The sequence below is a fragment of the Phascolarctobacterium faecium DSM 14760 genome (assembly GCF_003269275.1).
GTDB lineage: Bacteria > Bacillota > Negativicutes > Acidaminococcales > Acidaminococcaceae > Phascolarctobacterium > Phascolarctobacterium faecium.
Window position 1 is genome coordinate 1 of the sequence record NZ_QLTS01000014.1, and the last position, 19,607, is coordinate 19,607.

The 19,607-nt window shown below is 48.5% G+C and carries 14 protein-coding genes and 1 pseudogene; 6 read left to right on the forward strand and 9 right to left on the reverse strand.

Annotated elements, in window-relative coordinates:
• The first annotated feature begins 55 nt into the window (after positions 1 to 55).
• From C8D73_RS10885 to C8D73_RS10895, 3 genes are read left to right on the forward strand one after another with little or no spacing between them, the layout of a single operon-like run.
• Positions 56 to 283, forward strand: a complete 228-nt coding sequence (locus C8D73_RS10885) for a DUF1659 domain-containing protein (RefSeq protein WP_046431328.1) — start codon at positions 56 to 58, stop codon at positions 281 to 283.
• A 42-nt stretch (positions 284 to 325) separates the two neighbouring features.
• Positions 326 to 538: a DUF2922 domain-containing protein gene (locus tag C8D73_RS10890; RefSeq protein ID WP_021718642.1), complete on the forward strand. Its 213-nt coding sequence runs from the start codon at positions 326 to 328 to the stop codon at positions 536 to 538.
• Positions 539 to 541: 3 nt separating this feature from the next.
• Positions 542 to 700: a YvrJ family protein gene (locus C8D73_RS10895; RefSeq protein WP_113077527.1), complete on the forward strand. Its 159-nt coding sequence runs from the start codon at positions 542 to 544 to the stop codon at positions 698 to 700.
• A gap of 171 nt (positions 701 to 871) precedes the next feature.
• Here the strand turns inward: C8D73_RS10895 and C8D73_RS10900 are convergent, their stop codons facing one another.
• The 5 genes from C8D73_RS10900 to C8D73_RS10920 all read right to left on the reverse strand — a co-directional run bounded on the left by C8D73_RS10900 (position 872) and on the right by C8D73_RS10920 (position 10,322).
• Positions 872 to 1,231: a helix-turn-helix domain-containing protein gene (locus tag C8D73_RS10900; RefSeq protein ID WP_113078214.1), complete on the reverse strand. Its 360-nt coding sequence runs from the start codon at positions 1,229 to 1,231 to the stop codon at positions 872 to 874.
• Positions 1,232 to 1,247: 16 nt separating this feature from the next.
• Positions 1,248 to 4,850, reverse strand: a complete 3,603-nt coding sequence (locus C8D73_RS10905) for an autotransporter outer membrane beta-barrel domain-containing protein (RefSeq protein ID WP_113078215.1) — start codon at positions 4,848 to 4,850, stop codon at positions 1,248 to 1,250.
• A 476-nt stretch (positions 4,851 to 5,326) separates the two neighbouring features.
• Positions 5,327 to 7,513 (reverse strand): autotransporter outer membrane beta-barrel domain-containing protein, encoded by a 2,187-nt coding sequence (locus C8D73_RS10910; protein ID WP_113078216.1) that lies wholly within the window; start codon positions 7,511 to 7,513, stop codon positions 5,327 to 5,329.
• A 78-nt stretch (positions 7,514 to 7,591) separates the two neighbouring features.
• Positions 7,592 to 8,899 (reverse strand): autotransporter strand-loop-strand O-heptosyltransferase, encoded by a 1,308-nt coding sequence (locus C8D73_RS10915; RefSeq protein ID WP_211305820.1) that lies wholly within the window; start codon positions 8,897 to 8,899, stop codon positions 7,592 to 7,594.
• A 541-nt stretch (positions 8,900 to 9,440) separates the two neighbouring features.
• Positions 9,441 to 10,322, reverse strand: coding sequence for a LysR family transcriptional regulator (locus C8D73_RS10920; protein WP_021717789.1), 882 nt, complete (start codon positions 10,320 to 10,322; stop codon positions 9,441 to 9,443).
• A gap of 138 nt (positions 10,323 to 10,460) precedes the next feature.
• On the opposite strand from C8D73_RS10920, the gene C8D73_RS10925 reads away from it, so the two are divergent.
• From C8D73_RS10925 to C8D73_RS10935, 3 genes are all read left to right on the forward strand, one after another.
• The gene (locus C8D73_RS10925) at positions 10,461 to 12,074 is read left to right on the forward strand and encodes an MFS transporter (protein ID WP_113078217.1); all 1,614 of its coding nucleotides are present in this window, start codon (positions 10,461 to 10,463) and stop codon (positions 12,072 to 12,074) included.
• A 40-nt stretch (positions 12,075 to 12,114) separates the two neighbouring features.
• Entirely contained in the window at positions 12,115 to 13,851 is a 1,737-nt protein-coding gene (locus C8D73_RS10930) for an amidohydrolase (protein WP_113078218.1), read from the forward strand.
• 171 nt (positions 13,852 to 14,022) lie between these two features.
• Positions 14,023 to 14,982, forward strand: coding sequence for an L-lactate dehydrogenase (locus C8D73_RS10935; protein ID WP_046431434.1), 960 nt, complete (start codon positions 14,023 to 14,025; stop codon positions 14,980 to 14,982).
• A gap of 58 nt (positions 14,983 to 15,040) precedes the next feature.
• Here the strand turns inward: C8D73_RS10935 and C8D73_RS10940 are convergent, their stop codons facing one another.
• The 4 genes and pseudogenes from C8D73_RS10940 to C8D73_RS10955 form a co-directional block, all read right to left on the reverse strand.
• Positions 15,041 to 15,766, reverse strand: coding sequence for a hemolysin family protein (locus C8D73_RS10940; protein WP_428842194.1), 726 nt, complete (start codon positions 15,764 to 15,766; stop codon positions 15,041 to 15,043).
• 72 nt (positions 15,767 to 15,838) lie between these two features.
• A pseudogene (locus tag C8D73_RS10945) lies at positions 15,839 to 16,380 on the reverse strand (CNNM domain-containing protein); the annotation flags it as partial.
• Between the two features lie 47 nt (positions 16,381 to 16,427).
• Positions 16,428 to 19,061 carry a calcium-translocating P-type ATPase, PMCA-type gene (locus C8D73_RS10950; protein ID WP_021717794.1) on the reverse strand — a complete coding sequence of 878 codons (2,634 nt, stop codon included), beginning with the start codon at positions 19,059 to 19,061 and terminating at the stop codon, positions 16,428 to 16,430.
• Between the two features lie 74 nt (positions 19,062 to 19,135).
• Complete coding sequence (locus C8D73_RS10955; RefSeq protein WP_021717795.1) at positions 19,136 to 19,564, reverse strand: hypothetical protein; 429 nt, start codon at positions 19,562 to 19,564, stop codon at positions 19,136 to 19,138.
• Between the last annotated feature and the right edge of the window lie 43 nt (positions 19,565 to 19,607).

Sequence of the window (19,607 nt, forward strand, 5' to 3'; positions counted from 1 at the left end):
GTAACCTCTGGTTACAAACAAAAAACAAAACCAAATTATGAAAGGAGCTGAAAATATGACTGTCAGCAAAAATCCTACTTCCCTCAAACTTTCTATGGACGTAGAAAACGGCACCAACGCCCTTGGCGCCATGCAAACCAAAAGCACCTCTGTCGGCAGTGTCCGCCTAGACGCCGAAGCCGCCAAATGCCTCGCAGTTACCGAAGCCATCGGCGAGCTTATGAGCCACGCTGTCGTTAACGTTTACGTTACCGAAAAAGCCGAACTCGACAAAGCAGAATAACACCCACCTAGAAACAAAAATCTAATGTAAAGGAGAACAAACATGGAAAAAACTTTAGAACTCATCTTCACCAAAAGCGACGGCGCTAAAAAGACTTTGAGCATCGCCGACCCTCGTGAAGACGTTACCTTAGCCGAAGCGCAGGCAGCAGCAGCCAGGATCATCGAAGCAGGCGTGCTGACCAGCGGCGGCCTGGGGCTGAATGAATTCGTCGAAGCCCGCATCAAGGTCGTTACCGTTACCGTGCTGGCATAAGCCATGGATACCAAAGAGATCTTCAGCGCTGTCGGCAACTTCGGTTTCCCGATGGTACTGAGCTGGTATCTGCTGCTGCGTATGGAGCAGCGGCTGGATAAGCTGACCAGCTGCCTGAACGAACTGAGCCGGGCCATCATCAGCAAACACAGAGAACTGTAAAACAAACAGAGAAACGAGGTACGACATCAATAGCAAATACACAAAGCTCCTGCACTGGTTACGCCTTTTGGCTTACATCATAGGCAGAAAATAACAAACCAAATCAGCGATATGAAACCTACTTCATATCGCTGATTTTTTATTTTACTGAACTTATTTTAGTACGCTTGTTTAAGACAACTGCAGCAGCTTCAACAACAGACGTATTTCCTCCAGCGAATAAACTTCCTGTTTCGCAGTATTCTTGTCCTCATTCCTCACCGGTTCAGACTTTACCTTACACTGTGCTTCCACTCGTTTCGCTATCGTTACTGCATTCACACCTATAATGCATTCCAACGAGCAGCCCAAAACATTGGCGACCCGCAGCAACAGTTTCAGACTGATCTGCACGTTATTATGCTCGATATTGCATAAATGTGTCTGACTGATGCCAATACGCCTGGCCAGCTCTGCCTGAGTAATCTGGCTGGCATTACGCAGGATCTTGATATTGCTGCCAAGCCGCAGCAGACATTTTTCTTCGTACATAGTCCACCTCAGACTTTTAAAAACTATAGTTTATCTGCAGGCCGCCGCTAAACCCTCTCCGTTTGCCAAAATGGCCCTGCGCTCCTAAATCCAGCGTTATCTTATCAGTTTTAGAAGGCTTCAGGCGTATACCCATTTCTACTATCCCACTGCTGCCCTTAAGTGACGGCGCCGCTAAATCAGCTCCTGCCACCGCCATATCCGCCGCGCCATCAAACTCATACTCCCAGGCAACGCCGCCGTAATAACTCACTTCTGCAGTTACCTGTTTTGTCAGCCTGCCGCCAAGCTGCATCCTGCTGCTTTTTACAGCTGCCGTAGTCACCTGTTCGCCCAAAACTTCAAAATCCGAACCCTGCTGATGTGTATAAAAGTATTTTCCATAAATATCCAGGCTTGTATTTTTGCTAAGCTGCCGCTGCTGCCCCAAGCCTAAATATGCTCCGTAATAAGTGCTGCGGTCCTCGTAACTGCCAATTCCTCCGTTATAAGCAAAACCGCCGAATTTATTCTTGATGCTGCCTGCACGCATACTGGCTTCACCATACATACCGCTGGCCGAATCAAAACGTGCTAAAATGCCGCCGCCGTTGTAAGTAGCGTCACCGTCACCACGTACAGCTCCGTCAACTCCGTCATTATGGGTACTGTAGTTGGAATGGCCGTTTTCAAAAAATGCTCCCAAGTGCCACACGCCATTATCCACTGTTGTCTTTTGCGCCAGTCCGGCAATAAGGCTAAAACCATTGGCTTTAACAAAGGAGCCTGTATTGTAACGAATACTGCTGCCACCCATAATGGCAAAGCCATAGGTGTCTTTTGCAACGCCTTCGCCATTGAATTTAACCGCCCCAAAGCCCTGGTCTATCAGCAGGTCGCTGCTTTGATTTAGCAGTGCCACACCGGCGATGCGGCTTTCAGCCAAAGCGCGGGCATTAGCTGTATCTGCTTCCTTACCTGTTACGACAACTGCTATCTTGTCACTTAAGCCTGCTACCTCTTCAAAGTCATATCTGATAAAAGCATTAGTGTTTTTCTTCAGCGTTGCCTGGTCTAAGATAGTCGTACCGGTTATAACGCCGCTGTTGGCCTGCACCAGCGTTATCTGCTGGCCTACTCTCAGTCCGCTGTCGGAAGCAACCAGCTTGACAGTCGTATTTGCCAGATCGTCTGCCGCTCCGTTAGTAATGGTCAGGACTTTGCTGTTATCGGCCAGTGCCGATACTCCTAAAACATCGATGTTTTTGATGGCTTTAATATTGCCGCCCGTATTTTCAAAACGAAGCGTATTGCCTGTTTTCGCATTGCCACTGCTGGAGTCGCCGCCATAGATGGTTCTGCCAGACAGATCTACTGCGCCTCTGATCGTGATGCTGTTGTTATTGGCGGTTCCATAACCAGTATGGCCGCCGTAGATATCGCCGCCGATCGTTCCGCTTTCAATAAGTATGCTGTTACTGTTGGCGTTGCCCATACCAGTATAGCCGCCGTAGATATCGCTGCTGACAGTGCTGCCGTTAATGATCTTTACTGTGTTGCTGCTGGCTGAACCTGAACCAAAGGTTCCTGTTGAGGAATACCCTCCCATGACCTGGGATGCTATAGTACCGCCGCTGATAGTTACTTCATTGCTATCGGCGGTGCCTGTAAGTGCATAACCACCGAATACCGTCCCGGTATATTGGGTGGCAGTACTGTTTACTGTCCCGCTGACTATTACTTTATTACCGCTGGCACTGCCGGAAGTACTGCCGTCACCTTTGGCATAACCGCCATAAACAACGCCGCCTACAGTTCTGCCTGTGCTCAGCTCTACTGTATTACCATTTGCCGAGCCGGCAGCGGCTGTTGTCTGGCCTCCGTACACTGACCCTCCAAGGTTGCCGCTGCCTTGGATCTGCACTGTATTGTTATCAGCACTGCCTTTAGCTGAAACGCCACCGATAATATTGCCGCCTACAGTGCCGCCGTTGCCGATGCTGACCGTATTCTGGCTGGCATTGTCTGTAGTGCGACTGCCACCTGCATAGCCGCCATAAGTATAGCCGGTGACACTACCTGTTATTTCAAGCCTATTGCTATCAGCACCGCCTTTAAGAGAATAGCCGCCCATGACATTATCGCCAGCAGTGCCGCTGACAGTGACCGTATTACTATTGGCAGTACCCACGCCGCTGCCTAAATTATTGGACCACCCACCAACCAACGCGCCGGTTACCGTGCCCGCAACATTCACTGTATTTTCGTTAGCGCTGCCATATGCACTGATCCCGCCGCGGATCGCGCCGGTGACTTTGCCACCGACCGTTACTTCAACTTTATTCCCCTGCGCCACACTGCCGGTCACGCCGGATTTCCCGTTAGCAAACCCTCCGGCAATGCTGTTGCCCACGGTAACATCGCCGCTGATGATGACCTGATTGTTTTTAGTCAGCGATAATCCGCTGTCAGAACTACTCGAAGAATTGCCCCCATAAATAAAATACGCTTTGACGGTCGCGCCCTGATCGACTGTGATCTTATTTCCGCTGGCCTCTCCCGCAGCGGCATAACCGCCGTAAATTGTTGTGCCGCCACTGCTAGTGTTAGAAAGTCCCAGCGTTACATTGCCTTTTATTTCGATGGTGTTGTTATTGGCGTCGCCGCCCTTTAAACTGCTGCTGCCAATTTTACTGCCGCCGCCATACAGTCTTTGAACATCTGTCATGCTCACTGCCCCAGCGCCGGTTTTACCCAGTATGACTTTGTTGCCGTTCGCGCTGCCTTTGCCAATTACTGTTCCGCCATATACCTGCTCCAGTTTGACAGAACCAGCACTTGTTTTTAAGCTCTCAATCGTGACCGTATTATTTGTGGCGTCGCCCTCGGCTACCGCGCTGGAATCACCGGTAGATACATCAAAAGTTCCGCCGACGCGGCCTCCGTAAACAGCGTTAGTAACTGAATTAACGAGCTCTACACTGTTTCCTGAAGCTGAACCGGTGGCAGTAGTTCCGGGAGTACTGCCAGTGAAGATTTCACCGCCGACGACCCTGTATTCGATCTCACTGTCCGTAACTTTTACATTGTTCCCGGAGGCGGCACCAGCATTACTATGCCCACCGGTAGCAGAAGTACCTGTACCGCCGCTGATAATTATCTTGTTATTTGCCGCATCGCCGGCAACCGCCCAGCCGCCGTAACTACTGGCGTCTTTAGCATTTGTAAGCGTTACAGTATTGCCTGCAGCCGTGCCGGACCCGGCATAGCCGCCATAAATGCTGCAGTTGGCAAAAGCATAACCTCCACTTGCAACAGTACCTGTGATACTGACAGTATTATTTTGCGCTGCGGCGTTTGCCGCATAGCCGCCAAAGACACCTTTAGGTGAAGCGCTGCTGCCGCTGCTGTAACTGACATCAGCATTTGTAAGCGTTACGCTGCCGCCTGTAGCCGCGCTGGTATCATCATACTTCCAGCCGTAAACACCGCCGCTGTTTTGCGTCTGATTGCTCAAACTTGCGCTGCCGCTGCTGCTATTGCCTGTGATATCTGCAGCCCAGGCATTACTGCTGGTAAGAATACAGCCTACTACCATTGCCAGCTTCAATTCTTTTTGCCTTCCAATTTTCTTTCCCATAAATTTTCTTCTGCCTCCCCTTGCTGTTAAAATACTGCTTCCTGATACGTCTTACTTCATATCTGTTATTGAAGCTCAAGCCGATGTATTTATCACCTGTGTCAGCTCTGTCATCCAACCCGTGCTTTTTTAATACTTTAAGATTTTCATATTTTTCATATAAATAATTTCTTATAACAATATTTATTGCTATTATAGCACACTTGTACCCCCCGCAAGACACTTACTTTGAGCCTGTGTAAAACGCCTGCGAGTCTTGCCCGGCGCATTACGCCAGCGGCTTTACAACTATCGGCGTCTGCGCAGTTCTTAAGACTCTATTACCCATACTTTTTGCCAGTCAGCACAGTTATACCGGCTCACAAGCTGCTGTCCCAAAACTATGCCTAATCACTGCAGCAGAAACAAAAAACAGACTGCTAAAAAAAGCAGTCTGTTTTTATAAATCTACTAACTCATAAAAAATAGCTTATTCTTTAAAATTCAAATCTTACGCCAGCATTGATCTGCCATTTCTTTTCTATCTCTCCTCCAAAGCTCCTTTCTATATCACCATAAAAATAACTTGCTTTACTGAGCTTGATATTTGTTCCGATTCCTACTTCAAACCACGTGTCGCTGTAGTCTTTTGACATCGACAGGGTTTCTCCATTGGCTGCTTCCATATGGATATCCCTGCTGCCTCCAAATTCATGCAGCGCCGATGCCTTGAAATAGACATCATTGCCCTCTTTCGTTTTTTGACCTGCAACAAAGCCTACACGACCTATATAACTGTTTAAACCACCAACATAAACGTTATTGCCGCGGTCTGTTGTATATTCACTGCTGCTCAGCCTTCCTGCTATAAACTGCAGCTGCGGTTCGACGAAAGTCCCACTTTTTTCACTCAGTTCTATAGTTTTTCCATATTCTATACTCACACTGTAAGCTCTGTTTTTATAGCTGGCTTTATCCGGGTAATCTCCATAAGATTTGATGTCTGTATCAAATTGACCTATTTTTGCTACTACGTCCGTATAGCTTCCGTCATCTCCGGTCCAGGTACCATAGAAGCTGCCAGAGAATAATTTATCTTTACCACTGCCCAAGCTGTAATCAGCATGTCCGGTTCCGCTTTCTAATGCAAAACCATATGTGCTCTTCGCATTATCTGCTTTATCGTAACCAAGCTGATACATATTATAGCTGCTGTCAAAGCCACTGCCGGCAAATTTTCCTCCTGTGTAATGCGCCCAAATTCCTTCTACACCTTTTTTGTTCGTACGATAGTGCAGGTCTCCTAGATGCTTACGCAGCGTATCATTGGTATTACGCCACATCGCATAACTGCTATCACTTCCATCCAATAACACTTGGGTATCGTTGTTAACAGATCTATCTATGTGTGTTAAATACCATTCTTCTTTACTACCTATCACATTTCCAGCATTATCTTTAACATTTAAACCATTTTCTATCTCTGGTGTAAATGTCCAAATGCCGCCATTATTAAGGTCTTTTCCTTCAAAAGTTAATTTACCGCTGTTATCCTTGACCAGCAGCAAATTTTTACGATCGGTTACAGTACCGTTCAGCAAACTTGTATCGTTGACCTGGATATAACTTGTGCCTACATTTGCGGCCTCTTTGATCGTTATTTTATCGCCTTCTTCATTGTTAAGGTCGGTATCCATAATAAACGTACCACCGGCTTTGTCCAAATTTTCGATGATCAGTTCCTCCTGGGTACCAGTCTGAGCGCCATCTTTGTTTTGGGTCATGTCGAGGCGGCCACCTGTAAACTCAAACTGCCCCAAGATGTTATAATCGCCACCATCTGCGCCTAACATATATTCACCACCGCTCATCGTCAAACCTGAAACGAAAGCATTACCATCCAGCATAACAGCTACACCGCCGTCAATAGTTGTATTTACTGCGCTGCCACCTATTAATTGTGTACCACCATAAATATTGGTATCTAAGGCTGTTCCTCCGGCATATATCTGCTGTGTACCACCATTCAGAGCGCTTACTGTACCAAACCCACTATTCCGAATAGCCTGGCTACCATCGTTCATAGTAATTACTATACCTGTTCCTCCGCTGAAAATATTCTGCATTCCACCACTCATGGTATATACTATACCGCTTCCTCTGGAAATAAACTGCTGACCACCGCTCATAGTATTTACAGTGCCTGTTCCTCCGTTCCATATATTCTGATAACCAGAAATAACGGTTTCTACTGCACCTATTCCTTCTTTGTAGATGTTCTGGCTGCCACCATTCAAAGCGCTTACTGTACCTGTTCCTCCTTTGGAGATATACTGAACACCACCACTCATTGTATCTACTGTACCTGTTCCTCCTTTGATTACCATTATATCTCCAGAGCTCATTGATGCTACACCACTGCTCACACCAAAATCAACTGAATAATCTGCAGCTTCTGCTTTTCCAAAAACCATATTTTCCACAAAGTTTAATGTGTGTGGCAAAACAGTATATTCCAGTGTTTTCACTTCTCTTTTTGGCTGTTGCACCTGCAAATCACTCTTATTCGGTAGTTCCCGTAGTGCCGCTGCCAGAGGTATCATACTGTTCACCAAATTTATTCCCATTGCCAGCGTTGCCAATATCTGCTGATTTTTCTTTTTACTTAACCTTCTTTCCTTCATTTAGTTCACCAACCTTTATTACTTTGCTTTATTTATCCCATATCTTTACTTTAAACATATCTTTGTAACAGCAAAGGCTCATCTGCTTTTGCCATCCTTCTTCATCTTTTTATTTTGTTTCGGATCCAAGCCATAGTCTTCCATCAGCCGGTCTATCACCTTGTTCACAGCTTCCGGCGTTATATACCGACTGCATTCAAACTGTCGTTCTGTTCCCTTCAGCCGCGGGCACCATTCAAAATCCTTATGGTCAAACACTACCTGCGTATCGTTCCAACAGCCGTTGCACACATGGTAGTTGATCACCCTGTACGGGGTCGGGAATTCGTTAAGCGGCAGCGTGAATCCGCTGATCATTATTACTGGTATGCCTACTCCGTTGGCTACCCAGCTCAACCCGCTCGACAGCCCAATGAAAAAGTCTGCATGGTATAAAAGGTCTATCCGCTCCTGCAGCGGCAGCTTGCCTGTGAAGTCTTCCGCTCCATAAGGTATGATGTTAAAGCGGCTGTTCATACCATAGACATTTTCTCTGTCGATGCACAGTACTCTGTAGCCTTTTTCTTTCAGGTGTTTTACTACGTTCAGCCACCCGGCTCCATTGTTCCAGTATTTCACCTGGCTGCTGGACTGGGCTGCTATGCACACATACGGTTCTTTGATCTTTCTCGTTTTTTCTTTAGGCAATAATTTGATGCTGATATCTTTGGGTTCACTGCCTTCGTCAAGCCCTAATATCATCGCAGCATTTTTGTGCAGGCCCCGTACCCTGAAATCTGACGGCTGGTGCATCCTGTCCCCGCAGGGAAAGAATATCCCCAGATAGTAACTGGCATATAGGCCTTCCGGACGTTCTTCAGGTTTTACATAATAGATATTTGGATATCCGGCCTTGAAAAGTTCTGCCATGTCTTCCGCTACCGCACAGTAAAGTTCGCACTGATGTTTCTTTCTGAATTCTTCCGCATAGGGGAACCACGCCAGGATATCTCCAAGGATTCCTGTGGGAAATTTGATCAGCACTTTTTTTCCCTTCAGATCCAGGTCATGGGCAAAGATCAGTTTATCTTTTTCATAAACCTCAATACGAAAATCAACAAAATACTTTTTGCTGCTGGTCACTATCACCCCCGATGCTGGTGCGTCATAGACTGTCAGGCAGGCACTGCGATCGATGAGCTTGACCCTGTATTCTCCCTGCGGCACTGTTACTCTGGCTCCGTAGTTAAAGTCATACTTTACACCTGGCAGGCCGCTTTCCTGCACTACCTCACCTGCTTCAAAAACCATATACGGTTTCTGCGGCACAGCTTCTGCTTTTTTCTCTTCCATTCCTTTGGCTATGCGAGTCAGTTCTTCATCACTTACTGATTCTATTTCGGACATACTTCTCTCCTTTTCTTTATCTGTTGATTTTTATTTCTACATCTATTTTGGTATCTCTCCAACCTTACTTACACCCCTTACATTACTGGCTAATTTCTGACTAAATAAAAGATGACCTCCCACAGAATTTGATTCTGGAGGAGGTCTCTTATGAAAGGTCAGCAGAAGCGCATGTCCCCCCCCACATATACTTTCTCGCTATTTTATTTTTATACAACTATACGTTTGTTTTAAACGTTACATTTTTCTTTATTGATATTGTAAAATCATACTTTTAAAATATCAATAAAGATATTGTTTGTAGATATTGTTTTTTATTAATATTGTTTTTTTATAACACTGTAATACGATGTAATATTATTCCATTTAGATAAGTATTACAATATTATTTAAGACGCTTACAAAATTATACTGCACGAGATGCATAATCAGCTAAAAAAATCCGCTTCAAAGGTCAACACGTCTGGCAATATAAATAAAAAGACTGAGCCTAAGCTCAGTCTTTTTATTTATACGTTATTTTTTTATACTATGCAGCAATTTACCTTTCAGCTTCTATCTGTTTGCCTACGTCCCGCAGATAGCTTTGCAGCGTCAGCATGGAATTGGTGAGATAACGCTCACCGCACCACGACAGGTAAATACTGGCTTCACCGATCTCGTCAGCCAGCGGTATGGAACGGATATCACGGTAAGCATCTCTGACGCTCGCCAGTCCGAAAGAAACGCCCAGCCCTTCGCGCATATAGTCGCTCAGCAGCTCAACATTGCCTTCCAGGACAAAGTCCGGCTCGAAGCCGGCTTTTTTACACAGCTCGTCAACGATCCTCAGCTTGCTTTGATCCTCCGGCAGGGCGCAGATCTTTTCGTTTTGGATATCCTGCAGATAGATCTTCCGGCGGCGGGCCATAGGGTGCCTGGCTCCGACCAGCAGTGTATAACGGTCTTTCCACAGCGGCACTGAAATGATTTTAGGATGATCGAGCCTGCCCGTTGTCAGCCCAAAGTCAAAGCGGCCGCTCAGAAGTCCGTCCATGATCTCGTTATGCGCTGCCAGCAGATGCGCCAGCCTGATATCGTCATGTTCTTTAAGAAAATCCACCAGCCAGCGTTTGGAAAGCATGGTACTGCTGCTGCCAAGACGAATGTATTTAGTATCGCGCGAGCGCATGTCGGCGATTTCCTTTTTGGCGTCCTCCAGATGCTGCAGGGCTTCGTTGGCATGGTGCAGCAGGATCTTGCCGTATTCGTTCAGCACTACGTTACGTCCGTCGCGGTCAAAAAGCTGCCCGCCCATTTCTTCTTCCAGCCGGGCAACGATAGCGCTCAGGTAGGGCTGTGATACCATCAGCAGTTTGGCGGATTTGGTGATGTGTTCCTGTTCGGCGACTACTTTAAAATACTTGAGCTGTAATAGATCCATGACCGTCACCTTTCATAACAAATAGCTTATGAGTACATACAATAACTAGTATTATACTTATTCTACCCCAGGTTTTACAATAAAGACAAGAAGAAATCTTGCAAGATATTTAAATTCTAAAGTTTTGGGGAGGTCATTATGTCTACTAGCTCTGCTCTCAGTAAATACAAGTTTCTCGGTCTCTTTCCTCTGGTCATGGCCCAGATCGGCACTTCCGGCGATAATTCGGTGCTTACCGTGGCTACAGCTTCCCTGCTGGCCAGTCTTAATGCGACAATGTCAGACATCCAGCTGGCCAACATTATTTATTCTTTGTGCGCCGGCTGCCTGATGATCGTCGGCGGTATGGTCGGCCTGATCGTCGGCTGGAAAAAAACTTTCCGCATCGGCGCTGCGATGTGCGCCGTCGGCGAACTTGTCGTAGCTTTCTCCGGCAACATTTTTATGTTCACCTGGGGCGGCCGTCTGCTGGTCGGTATCGGCGCCAGTTTCCTTATCCCTTCTGTCCTCGGGCTGATCCCCGGTTTGTATCAGGGCAATGACCGCGCTTTCGCTTTCGGGGCTATCGGCGCTGCTACAGGTATCGCTTCCTGCCTCGGCCCTATCGCCGCCGGTTTTTTGATCGATACTTTTGACTGGCGCATAGCCTTTAGCTGCATGGCCGTTTATTTTACTATCGTTTTTGTAGGTTCGCTGCTGGTAGGCGATGTTCCGCTGCCCGAACAAAAAGTGCGTTTTGACCTGAAAGGTACGGTCGTTGCCGTTGCCGGCCTGTTTTTACTGATCATCGGTATCAGCAAGATCCCAGTCTGGGGCCTGATCGATCCGATCGCGCCGCCTGTTATCGGCGGCAGTCCGTTAGTTTTGTTCGGTATGTCACCGGCTTTGTTTATCGCGCTGCTGGGGCTTATCACTCTGGTGCTCCTGGTCCGTATCGAACGTAATGTTGAAAAAACCTATGGTTCCTGTCTTATTCCTTCCTCCTTCTTAACGACGCCGCAGGTACGCAGTGGACTGTATCTTACAGCGATGCTGTTCCTCTGCTTCGGCGGGTCGTTCTTCCTGGTCATCACTTATCTGCAGCTGGTCGCCGGTTTCAGCGCCATTATGACCGGTATAGCCATGAGCGCTATGGCGATCCCGATGATCGTGTTCTCTATGGGTATCCCCAAGTTCAGTCCCGATGCTTCGCCGAAAAAGATCTGCCGCACGGGTATCGCTATGGTTGCCCTTTCGACGATCCCGATGGCGTTGTCCTTAAATCCTTACGGAGTTAACTGGCTGATGTATGTGGGCCTGTTCTTCTTCGGCGCCGGGCAGGGCTTTGTTGCTTCACAGTCTTCCAATATCATCGCAGGGGCAGTTAATGCCCGCGACGCTCAGCAGTCCAGCGGTATCCAGACCGCGACCCGCAATGTCGGTCAGGCGATCGGCGTCGCTATTCTGGGCGTAGTCATGCTGTTTTCCATCACCGGTACTTTTAAGGACGCCGCTTTGAGCAGCGCCGATCTGAGCAGTACTTCCAAAACCGTTATCAGCGAGCAGGCTTCCATCGGCTTTATGCCGGACGCTGCTTTCGCAAAATATATTGCGGATAAAGCGGCAAATGCCGATGACGCCGCTGTCTTGACCGCTATCAACCGCAGCACCCGCCAAAATTCCACTCAGCTGGGCCTGTATGTCCTGGGCTTCATTTGCGCTCTGTTCTGGCTCAGCACCGGACCGCTGCCCAATGAAAAAATAACTAAATGATTTTAACTGTTAATCAGTAAATTTATAATGAGGTGATCTTATGTATATGTCCGCAAATTTTCAGGTGATTTCCGATCCGGTAGTCTTTCAGAACGCTCAGGTTACTATCTACCGCGCGCAGAAGGTAGTGACCATGAACCCGCAGATGCCGTGGGCAGAATGTGTTGCCGTTGCCGGCGGCACTATTATCGCAGTCGGTGATTTTATCGATATGGAGGCTTATTTTAAAGCGCATGCTGCTTCTTATCAGATCAATGATACGTTTATCAACAATGTTATTTATCCCGGTTTTATCGAAGCCCATATGCACGCTCAGCAAAGCGGCCTGTATAATATGAATTATGTTTATATCGGCTACTTTGACCGGCATACTGCTGACGGCGAGATTTCCAGAGGCTGCAAAACGCCGGACGAGATCATTGCCAAGCTGCGTGAGGTAATAGAAAAGAACCCCGGTAAATATAACGATCAGAACTGGCTCAGTACTTATGGTATCGATCCGCTGATCTTGGGCGACGCCAAGCTGGAAAACATCAACAGCAAATGGCTAGACCAGGTTTCCAGCACTGTACCCATCTGCCTGAACCATGCTTCCGGCCATTTGATGACCGTCAATACCCGTGCGATCGAGCTGTCCGGCATCGATGCTGTCCACGACGACAATATCGGCCGTTATCCGGACGGCAGCTGCAACGGCAACGTTGCCGAACCCGAATTTATGTCCTATGTTTTAAAGGCAGGCGGTATGCGGATCAGCGGCGACGCTGCGGAAACCGCCGAAAAAGCGACCCGTTATATCGCCAAGCTGGCCAAACACAACGGCTGCACCACGATCGCTGATAAGGCTTTCGGCTTTATCCTGACCCCGAAGGCTATTGACGGTTATACTAACGCTCTGAAAAAAGAACAGCTGCCTGTACGTTTTGTTGTGGAACCTTTCTACAGTAAAAATATGGATGGTGTCTTCGGCGGCTGGAATGGCCTGCAGCAGCTGCGTCAGCAGATCGAAAATGACCGTTTCATTTTTAACCACGCCAAGATTCTGGCTGACGGTTCGATCCAGGGCTATACTGCCAATTTACTGAATAAGGAATATTACAGCGGCGCCAAAAACGGCAAGCTGATCTACGACGACGATACCATGTTCGATATCCTGAAGGAATGTGAGGAACACGGCTACTCGGTCTCTATCCATACTAACGGCAACGGCGCTACCGAGCAGGTACTGCGCGTAGTAAAACGCCTGCGGGAAGAAAACCCAACCAGCATCTACCGCCATACTGTGGAGCATGTGCAGTTGGCAACTGAAAACCAGCTGGCACGCCTGCATGAACTGAATATCGGCGCTAATTTCTTCGCCAACCATCTGTATTACTGGGGCGACGTCCATGCTGAATACACCGTAGGGCCTTACGAGGTCAAACGCATGGAGCCGATGCGCAGCGCTGTCAACCACGGCGTCCGCTTCGGCGTGCATTCCGACGACCCGATCACAGAGGTCAATCCGCTCTTTTCCGCCTGGTGCGCCTGCAACCGCAAATCCGGCATCAGCGGTAAAGTTTATGGTGAAGACCAGTGCCTGACCGCCGATGAAGCAATGCGCTGCATCACCTTAAATGCCGCCTGGCTGCTGCAGCTGGAAGACAGGCTCGGTTCGATCGAGACCGGCAAATGGGCAGACTTTACCGTCCTGGCCGAAGAAGTTACCGAAGCCAATAAGGCTACGATGAAGGATATAGAAATCATCGGTACTGTTTCCGGCGGCGTGATCCAATAACGTAAACAGCTTAAATAATGATCAAAGAACGGCAGCAATAGCTGCCGTTCTTTTTTGTGATTGCTGCCCAATAATAACTTATTCCTAAAATCAGTAAATTTCTTCATTTCAACAATGTTTCTAAAAAGTGTTATACTATAAGTAATCATTTATCGCAGAGGAGGAATATTTATGTTCAAGACCCGTAAAGTTGTTATCGTCGGTGCCGGCCACGTTGGTTCACATGTCGCACTGGCACTGATCCAATCCGGTGAAGCCGACGATATCGTCCTGATAGATATCCTGAAAGAAAAAGCTATCGGTCAGGCGCTGGACCTGGATGACTGTGTCAGCGGCTCGCTGTGCGGCAAAGATGTCAGTATCCGCGCCGGCTCTTATGAAGAGCTGCACGATGCCGATATCATGGTCATGGCCTTTGGCCGCAGCCGTCGACCCGGTGAGACCCGGCTGGATATGTTCGACGATTCGATCAAAATGGCCAACGAAGTTGTTTCACATTTAAAACAGGTCGATTTTCGCGGTATCATGATCAGTATTTCCAATCCTGCGGACATCATCTGCGAATACATCCGCCGGCAGATGGACTGGCAGCCTTCCCGCTGCTTCTGTACAGGCACCAGCCTGGAAACCTATCGCCTGCTGCGGGTACTCAGCAAGGCCACCGGCTACAGCCGCCGTTCTATTCACGGCTTCTGTATGGGTGAGCATGGTAATTCCAGCTTTATCGTCTGGTCACGCATTTTTATCGGCGGCAAGCCCTTTCTGCAGCTGCGCCGGGAACGTCCGGTTTTGGCAGAAATCAGCCTGGAAGATCTGCAAACGCAGGTCAAAAAAGCCGGTGATATTGAAATCGACGGCAAAGGCTGCACCGAATTTGGTATCGCCAATGTGGCCAAAATGCTTATCAGCGCGATCTTCCACGATCAGAAGCTTGTCTGGCCCTGCTCGACCCTGCTGCGCGGCGAATATGGTCAGCACGATGTGGCGGCAGGCGTTCCCTGCGTTATCGGCAAAAACGGTGTGGAAGAAATTTTAGAAGTCGAACTCACTGACGAAGAACAAGCCAAGTTTGCCGCTTCCTGCGATATTCTGCGCGGCTTTTTAGACCGTGCCGCATCCCTTAAATTTTAAAAACAGCGTCTGTATAAAAATAAAGCCCCGGCCAGCGGCCGGGGCTTTATTATTCTGTTTATTGGTCCTTTACATCTGTCTCTGCAGCTACCGCTTCCGGCAGTTTTTCGACCAGTATTTTGTCGATGCGGGTGCCGTCCATATCAACAACCTCGAAGCGGTAGCCATTCCACAGGAAGTAGTTGCCGGCAGTCGGGATATGCCCGATATTGGTAACGACGAAACCGGCCACAGTATTGAAACCCGTTTTTTCTTCCAGCGGCAGCTCATCCAGATCAAGGAAGCCTTTAAATTCGCTGATCGGCAGTAAGCCGTCTACCAGCCAGCTGCCATCTTCACGTTCGACGATCTCCTGTTTAAATTCTTCATCATAGGAAGGCAGATCGCCGACCAGATGCTCAATAATATCACGCAGGGTCACCATACCAGCCAGCCCGCCGAATTCGTCCATGACCAGCGCCACCTTGATCCGTGTGTCCTTGAACATATCCAGCAGCTTTTGGGTATACATACCTTCAGGCACATACAGCGGCTGCTGCACCGAGCTGCGCATCGAAGCGCCGGTAGCGCCCAGGACATCGGCTAAAAACCGTTTCGTATAGACAACACCCAGGACGTGTTCCAAATCTTCTTCGGCCACAACATAGCAGGAATACTGTTTTTCCGCAATGACCTCCAAGTGCTTATAAAGCGGATCGTTGACGTCAAGCCAGGTGATCTTGGTCCGCGGCGTCATGATCTCGCTTACGCGCAGGTCATCCAGTTCAAAAACGTTTTCGATCATTTTCTGCTCGCCGACGTTAAATACTCCATGCAGCCGGCCCTGCTCCAGCAGTACGCGCACTTCTTCTTCCGTGACCGGAGGTTCGTCACTTGGCTTAAGCCCCAGCGCCTTCAGTAAAAACCTGGTCGAAACGCTTAAAAAGACAGTCAGCGGTTTAAACGCGGTAATAATGACCTTGATAAAACCAGCAAAGCTCATGGCAACCTTTTCCGGGTTGTTGAGCGCCATTTTTTTGGTATCAGCTCGCCTAAGATCAAACTGAGATAGGTCACCAGCGCCACGACGAAGGTATACGACACTACGCCGGCATAAGGACGCAGTACGCTGATCTCACGCAGCAGTCCTTCCAAAGGCGCTGCCAGCATGGCGCCGCTGTATACGCCGGTGCCGATGCCGACCAGTGTGATACCGATCTGCACCGTTGATAAAAACTCAGTCGGTTCCTGAGCAAGCTTTAAAATATACGCAGCTTTGCTGCTTCCCTCATCAGCCAGCTGCTCCAGCCGGCTTTTACGCGCCGAGACCAGCGCCATTTCCAGCATGGCCAGCAGGCCGTTCATTAAAATCAAAACAATAACAATAAATACTTCTTTGATAGACCCGAGAGGATCCATACAGTCATCACTCCTATTTTTTATAATCTCTTTTTAGGGGTTGGCTTTTATTTTTTCTCCAGCATTTGGCAAACGCTTTTGCGCAGCAGGTCAACAACGATGATCGACAGACCGAACAAAACAACTACGCTCCATTCGTGCAGGTTCAGCGGTGTCGTACGCAGGATACGGCCGCCGACATAGGTCAGCAGCACCTGGATCGCCACGATCAGCGCCATTACATTCAGGAAGCCTTTGTTCTTGTCGATGTGCTCCAGCAGGTTAAGACCGGAAACACGCACGTTAAAACCGTTGGCTACCGCCATAAAGATATATGTGCAGAAGAAGCCCGTATATGTGTAGATATGGTCGGGCGCATTGCGGAACAGATGATCGACATAGCTGCTCTTATAAAAGAGGATCGCGATAAAGGTCATATACACACCGCCCATAGTGATGGTAGACAGCATTTTTTTGCTGACTATCGGTGCGCTGCGGTCTTTTGGCTTTTCACGCAGGTATTTTTCCAGCGCTGGCTCACCGCCGAAGGCCAGTGCCGCCAGAGTATCCATGACCAGGTTAATCCAGAGGATCTGCGTAATGGTGAGCGGTTTATCGATGCCGATAAACGGTGCTATGAAATTTATCGCTACGGCTGAGAAGTTGATCGTCAGCTGGAAGACGATGAATTTACAGATAGAATTATAAATCGTACGTCCGTATAAAATCGCCTGTTTGATACTGAGGAAATTATCGTCAAGAATTACGATGTCACCGGCTTCTTTGGCAACTTCGGTACCGCTGCCCATCGCAAAGCCTACATCGGCTTTTTTGAGTGCGGGCGAGTCGTTGACGCCGTCACCTGTCATACCTACTACCAGGTTCATCTCCTGTGCCAGGCGCACCAGCCGTGATTTATCCATCGGCAGGGCGCGGGCTACTACGCGCAGCTTATGCAGCTCCAGTTTCACCTGTTCGTCGCTCATTTCCGCAAGCTCGGCCGAGGTCCAGACCAACTCGTTCGGACGCTGCAGCAGGCCTGCGTCTTTAGCGATCGCTACCGCGGTTTCGCGGCGGTCACCGGTGATCATAACGATCTGTACGCCTGCATCCTGAACTTCAGCAATCGCTTCGATCGCTTCGGGACGGACTTCGTCGCGAATACCCAGAATACCTACCAGCGTCAGTCCGTCTGCCGGAAGCTCATCGCCTTCGATATCGCTTTCATAGGTGCAGAGTGCCAGCATCCTGATCGCATCTGCTGCCAGTTCCAGCATTCTGTCATCCAGTGTTTTTTTCATTTCTTCGGTCAGCGGCTGGCGGTTGCCTTCCGCATCCCAGTAGTGGCTGGTTTGCAAAATCAGCTTTTCCGGGGCGCCTTTAGCCAGGCAGTAACGCTCGCCGTTACCGCTGACTGCCGCCCAAGAATATTTATTGGCGCTGTTGAAAGGAATAAATTTATCACGGTGCAGCATTTCTTCCATACGGTAGCTGCCTACATAGTTGCTGAGCGCCCGCTCAGTCATATTGCCGCCGACCATAGCACCGTCAGAAACGGCTGCCGAGGTATTGAGCACAACGTTTTGGTAAGTAAAGGCCTTCAGCTTTGCAGGCAGTACGTCAAACGCAGGGTATTCCTGACGGTCGCCGGTAATGAACCGTACGACTTCCAGCTTGCCCTTTGTGATCGTGCCTGTCTTATCGGTAAAAAGCAGGTTCAGACTGCCCGCAGTTTCGATACCGACCAGCTTCCGCACAAGTACGTTATCGCGCAGCATTTTTTTCATATTCAGCGACGAAACGATCGCGATCATCAGCGGCAGCCCTTCCGGCACCGCCATAACGATAATGATGATACCCAGAATAACAGCCTGCACCAGATCAGACAGCAAAAGCGGCGTATTAGCAAAATAAGCGCCGAAATCGCCGTACAGATAGGCTTTATGCAACATGACTGCCAAAGCGATCAGCACACCGCCGGCATAACCAAACTGGCTGATATGATGCGCCAGTCCCTTAAGCTTTAATTTCAGCGGGCTGTCACGTTCATCATCCTTCAGCTCCTGGGTCAGCTGACCGTAGATAGAGCTGTCGCCGATCTTAACGGCCTGCATGATGCCCTGACCTTCGACAACGACGCTGCCGCGGAACAGCTTATGCTCGTCCAGAAAATCGATAGTACCATCGCCCCAGGTAAAATCGGGCGGAGCGATCAGCTTATGGGCTTCCTTGCTTTCGCCGTTCAGGGCCGCCTGGTCAAGCTTCACATCGCCGTCCAGTAAGATACCGTCGACCGGAACTTTATCGCCGGCCTCCAGAATTACCGCATCACCGACGACGATATCATCGATATGCAGCTCAACCGGCTCGCCGTCACGCCAAACCTTGCAGCGGATACGGCTGGCTTCTTCCTGCAGTTTCTGGAAAGCGTTTTCATTGCTGTACTCAGAATAAGTAGAAACAAAAGTCGCCAGAATGATGGCCAGAAAAATACCCATCGTTTCGATCCAGTCGCCGTGCCCCATATAAACAAAAACTACGTTGACCAACAGCGCCAGGATCAGGATCCGGATGATAGGGTCTTTAAAATTCTCCCACAGCTTATCCCAAAAGGTTTCGCGCGGGGGCTGAGTCAGGGCATTATTGCCCTGCTCGGATAATGCTTTGCTCGCTTCTTCAGTAGTCAAGCCGAACTTGTTCACTGTGTTTGCTCCTCCTTACAAAAAAGCTGCGGGACCCAAGGCCTCACAGCTTCATTGCTATTTATGATTATAAATTAATTGCCCCAGACTTTACGCATCAGGACAGGGTATTCTTCTACCAGATGTTTTAAAATAACATCGATCACTGTGTGGATAACAGGCGCTTCAAAGCCTTCGTCAGTTGTAGTGATGCAGCTGTCAAGGCAGATATCCCCGTTGTCGCCTTCATAGTATTTAAAAACCTTGTATTTTTTATTAAGCTCGTTGATATGCATCAAAACGCCTTCGCGGTTGCCGGCATTGACAACGCCAGCGGCAACGCGCACCTGGATCATCGTATAGATACTGTCGTCCAGCACGATCATCGTCGGCAGATTCTGACTGCTGACTTCCATATGGGCACGATAAACGATGCTGTGCATTTCGTTATCGATTTCTTCCTTTGAAAAACAGTTGATATTATTGGAACTTAAAAATTCATCAAATTTTGCGGCCTTACTCATCTTCATCTCCCCTATCTGCAATATTCATTGCCTTACAGTATTT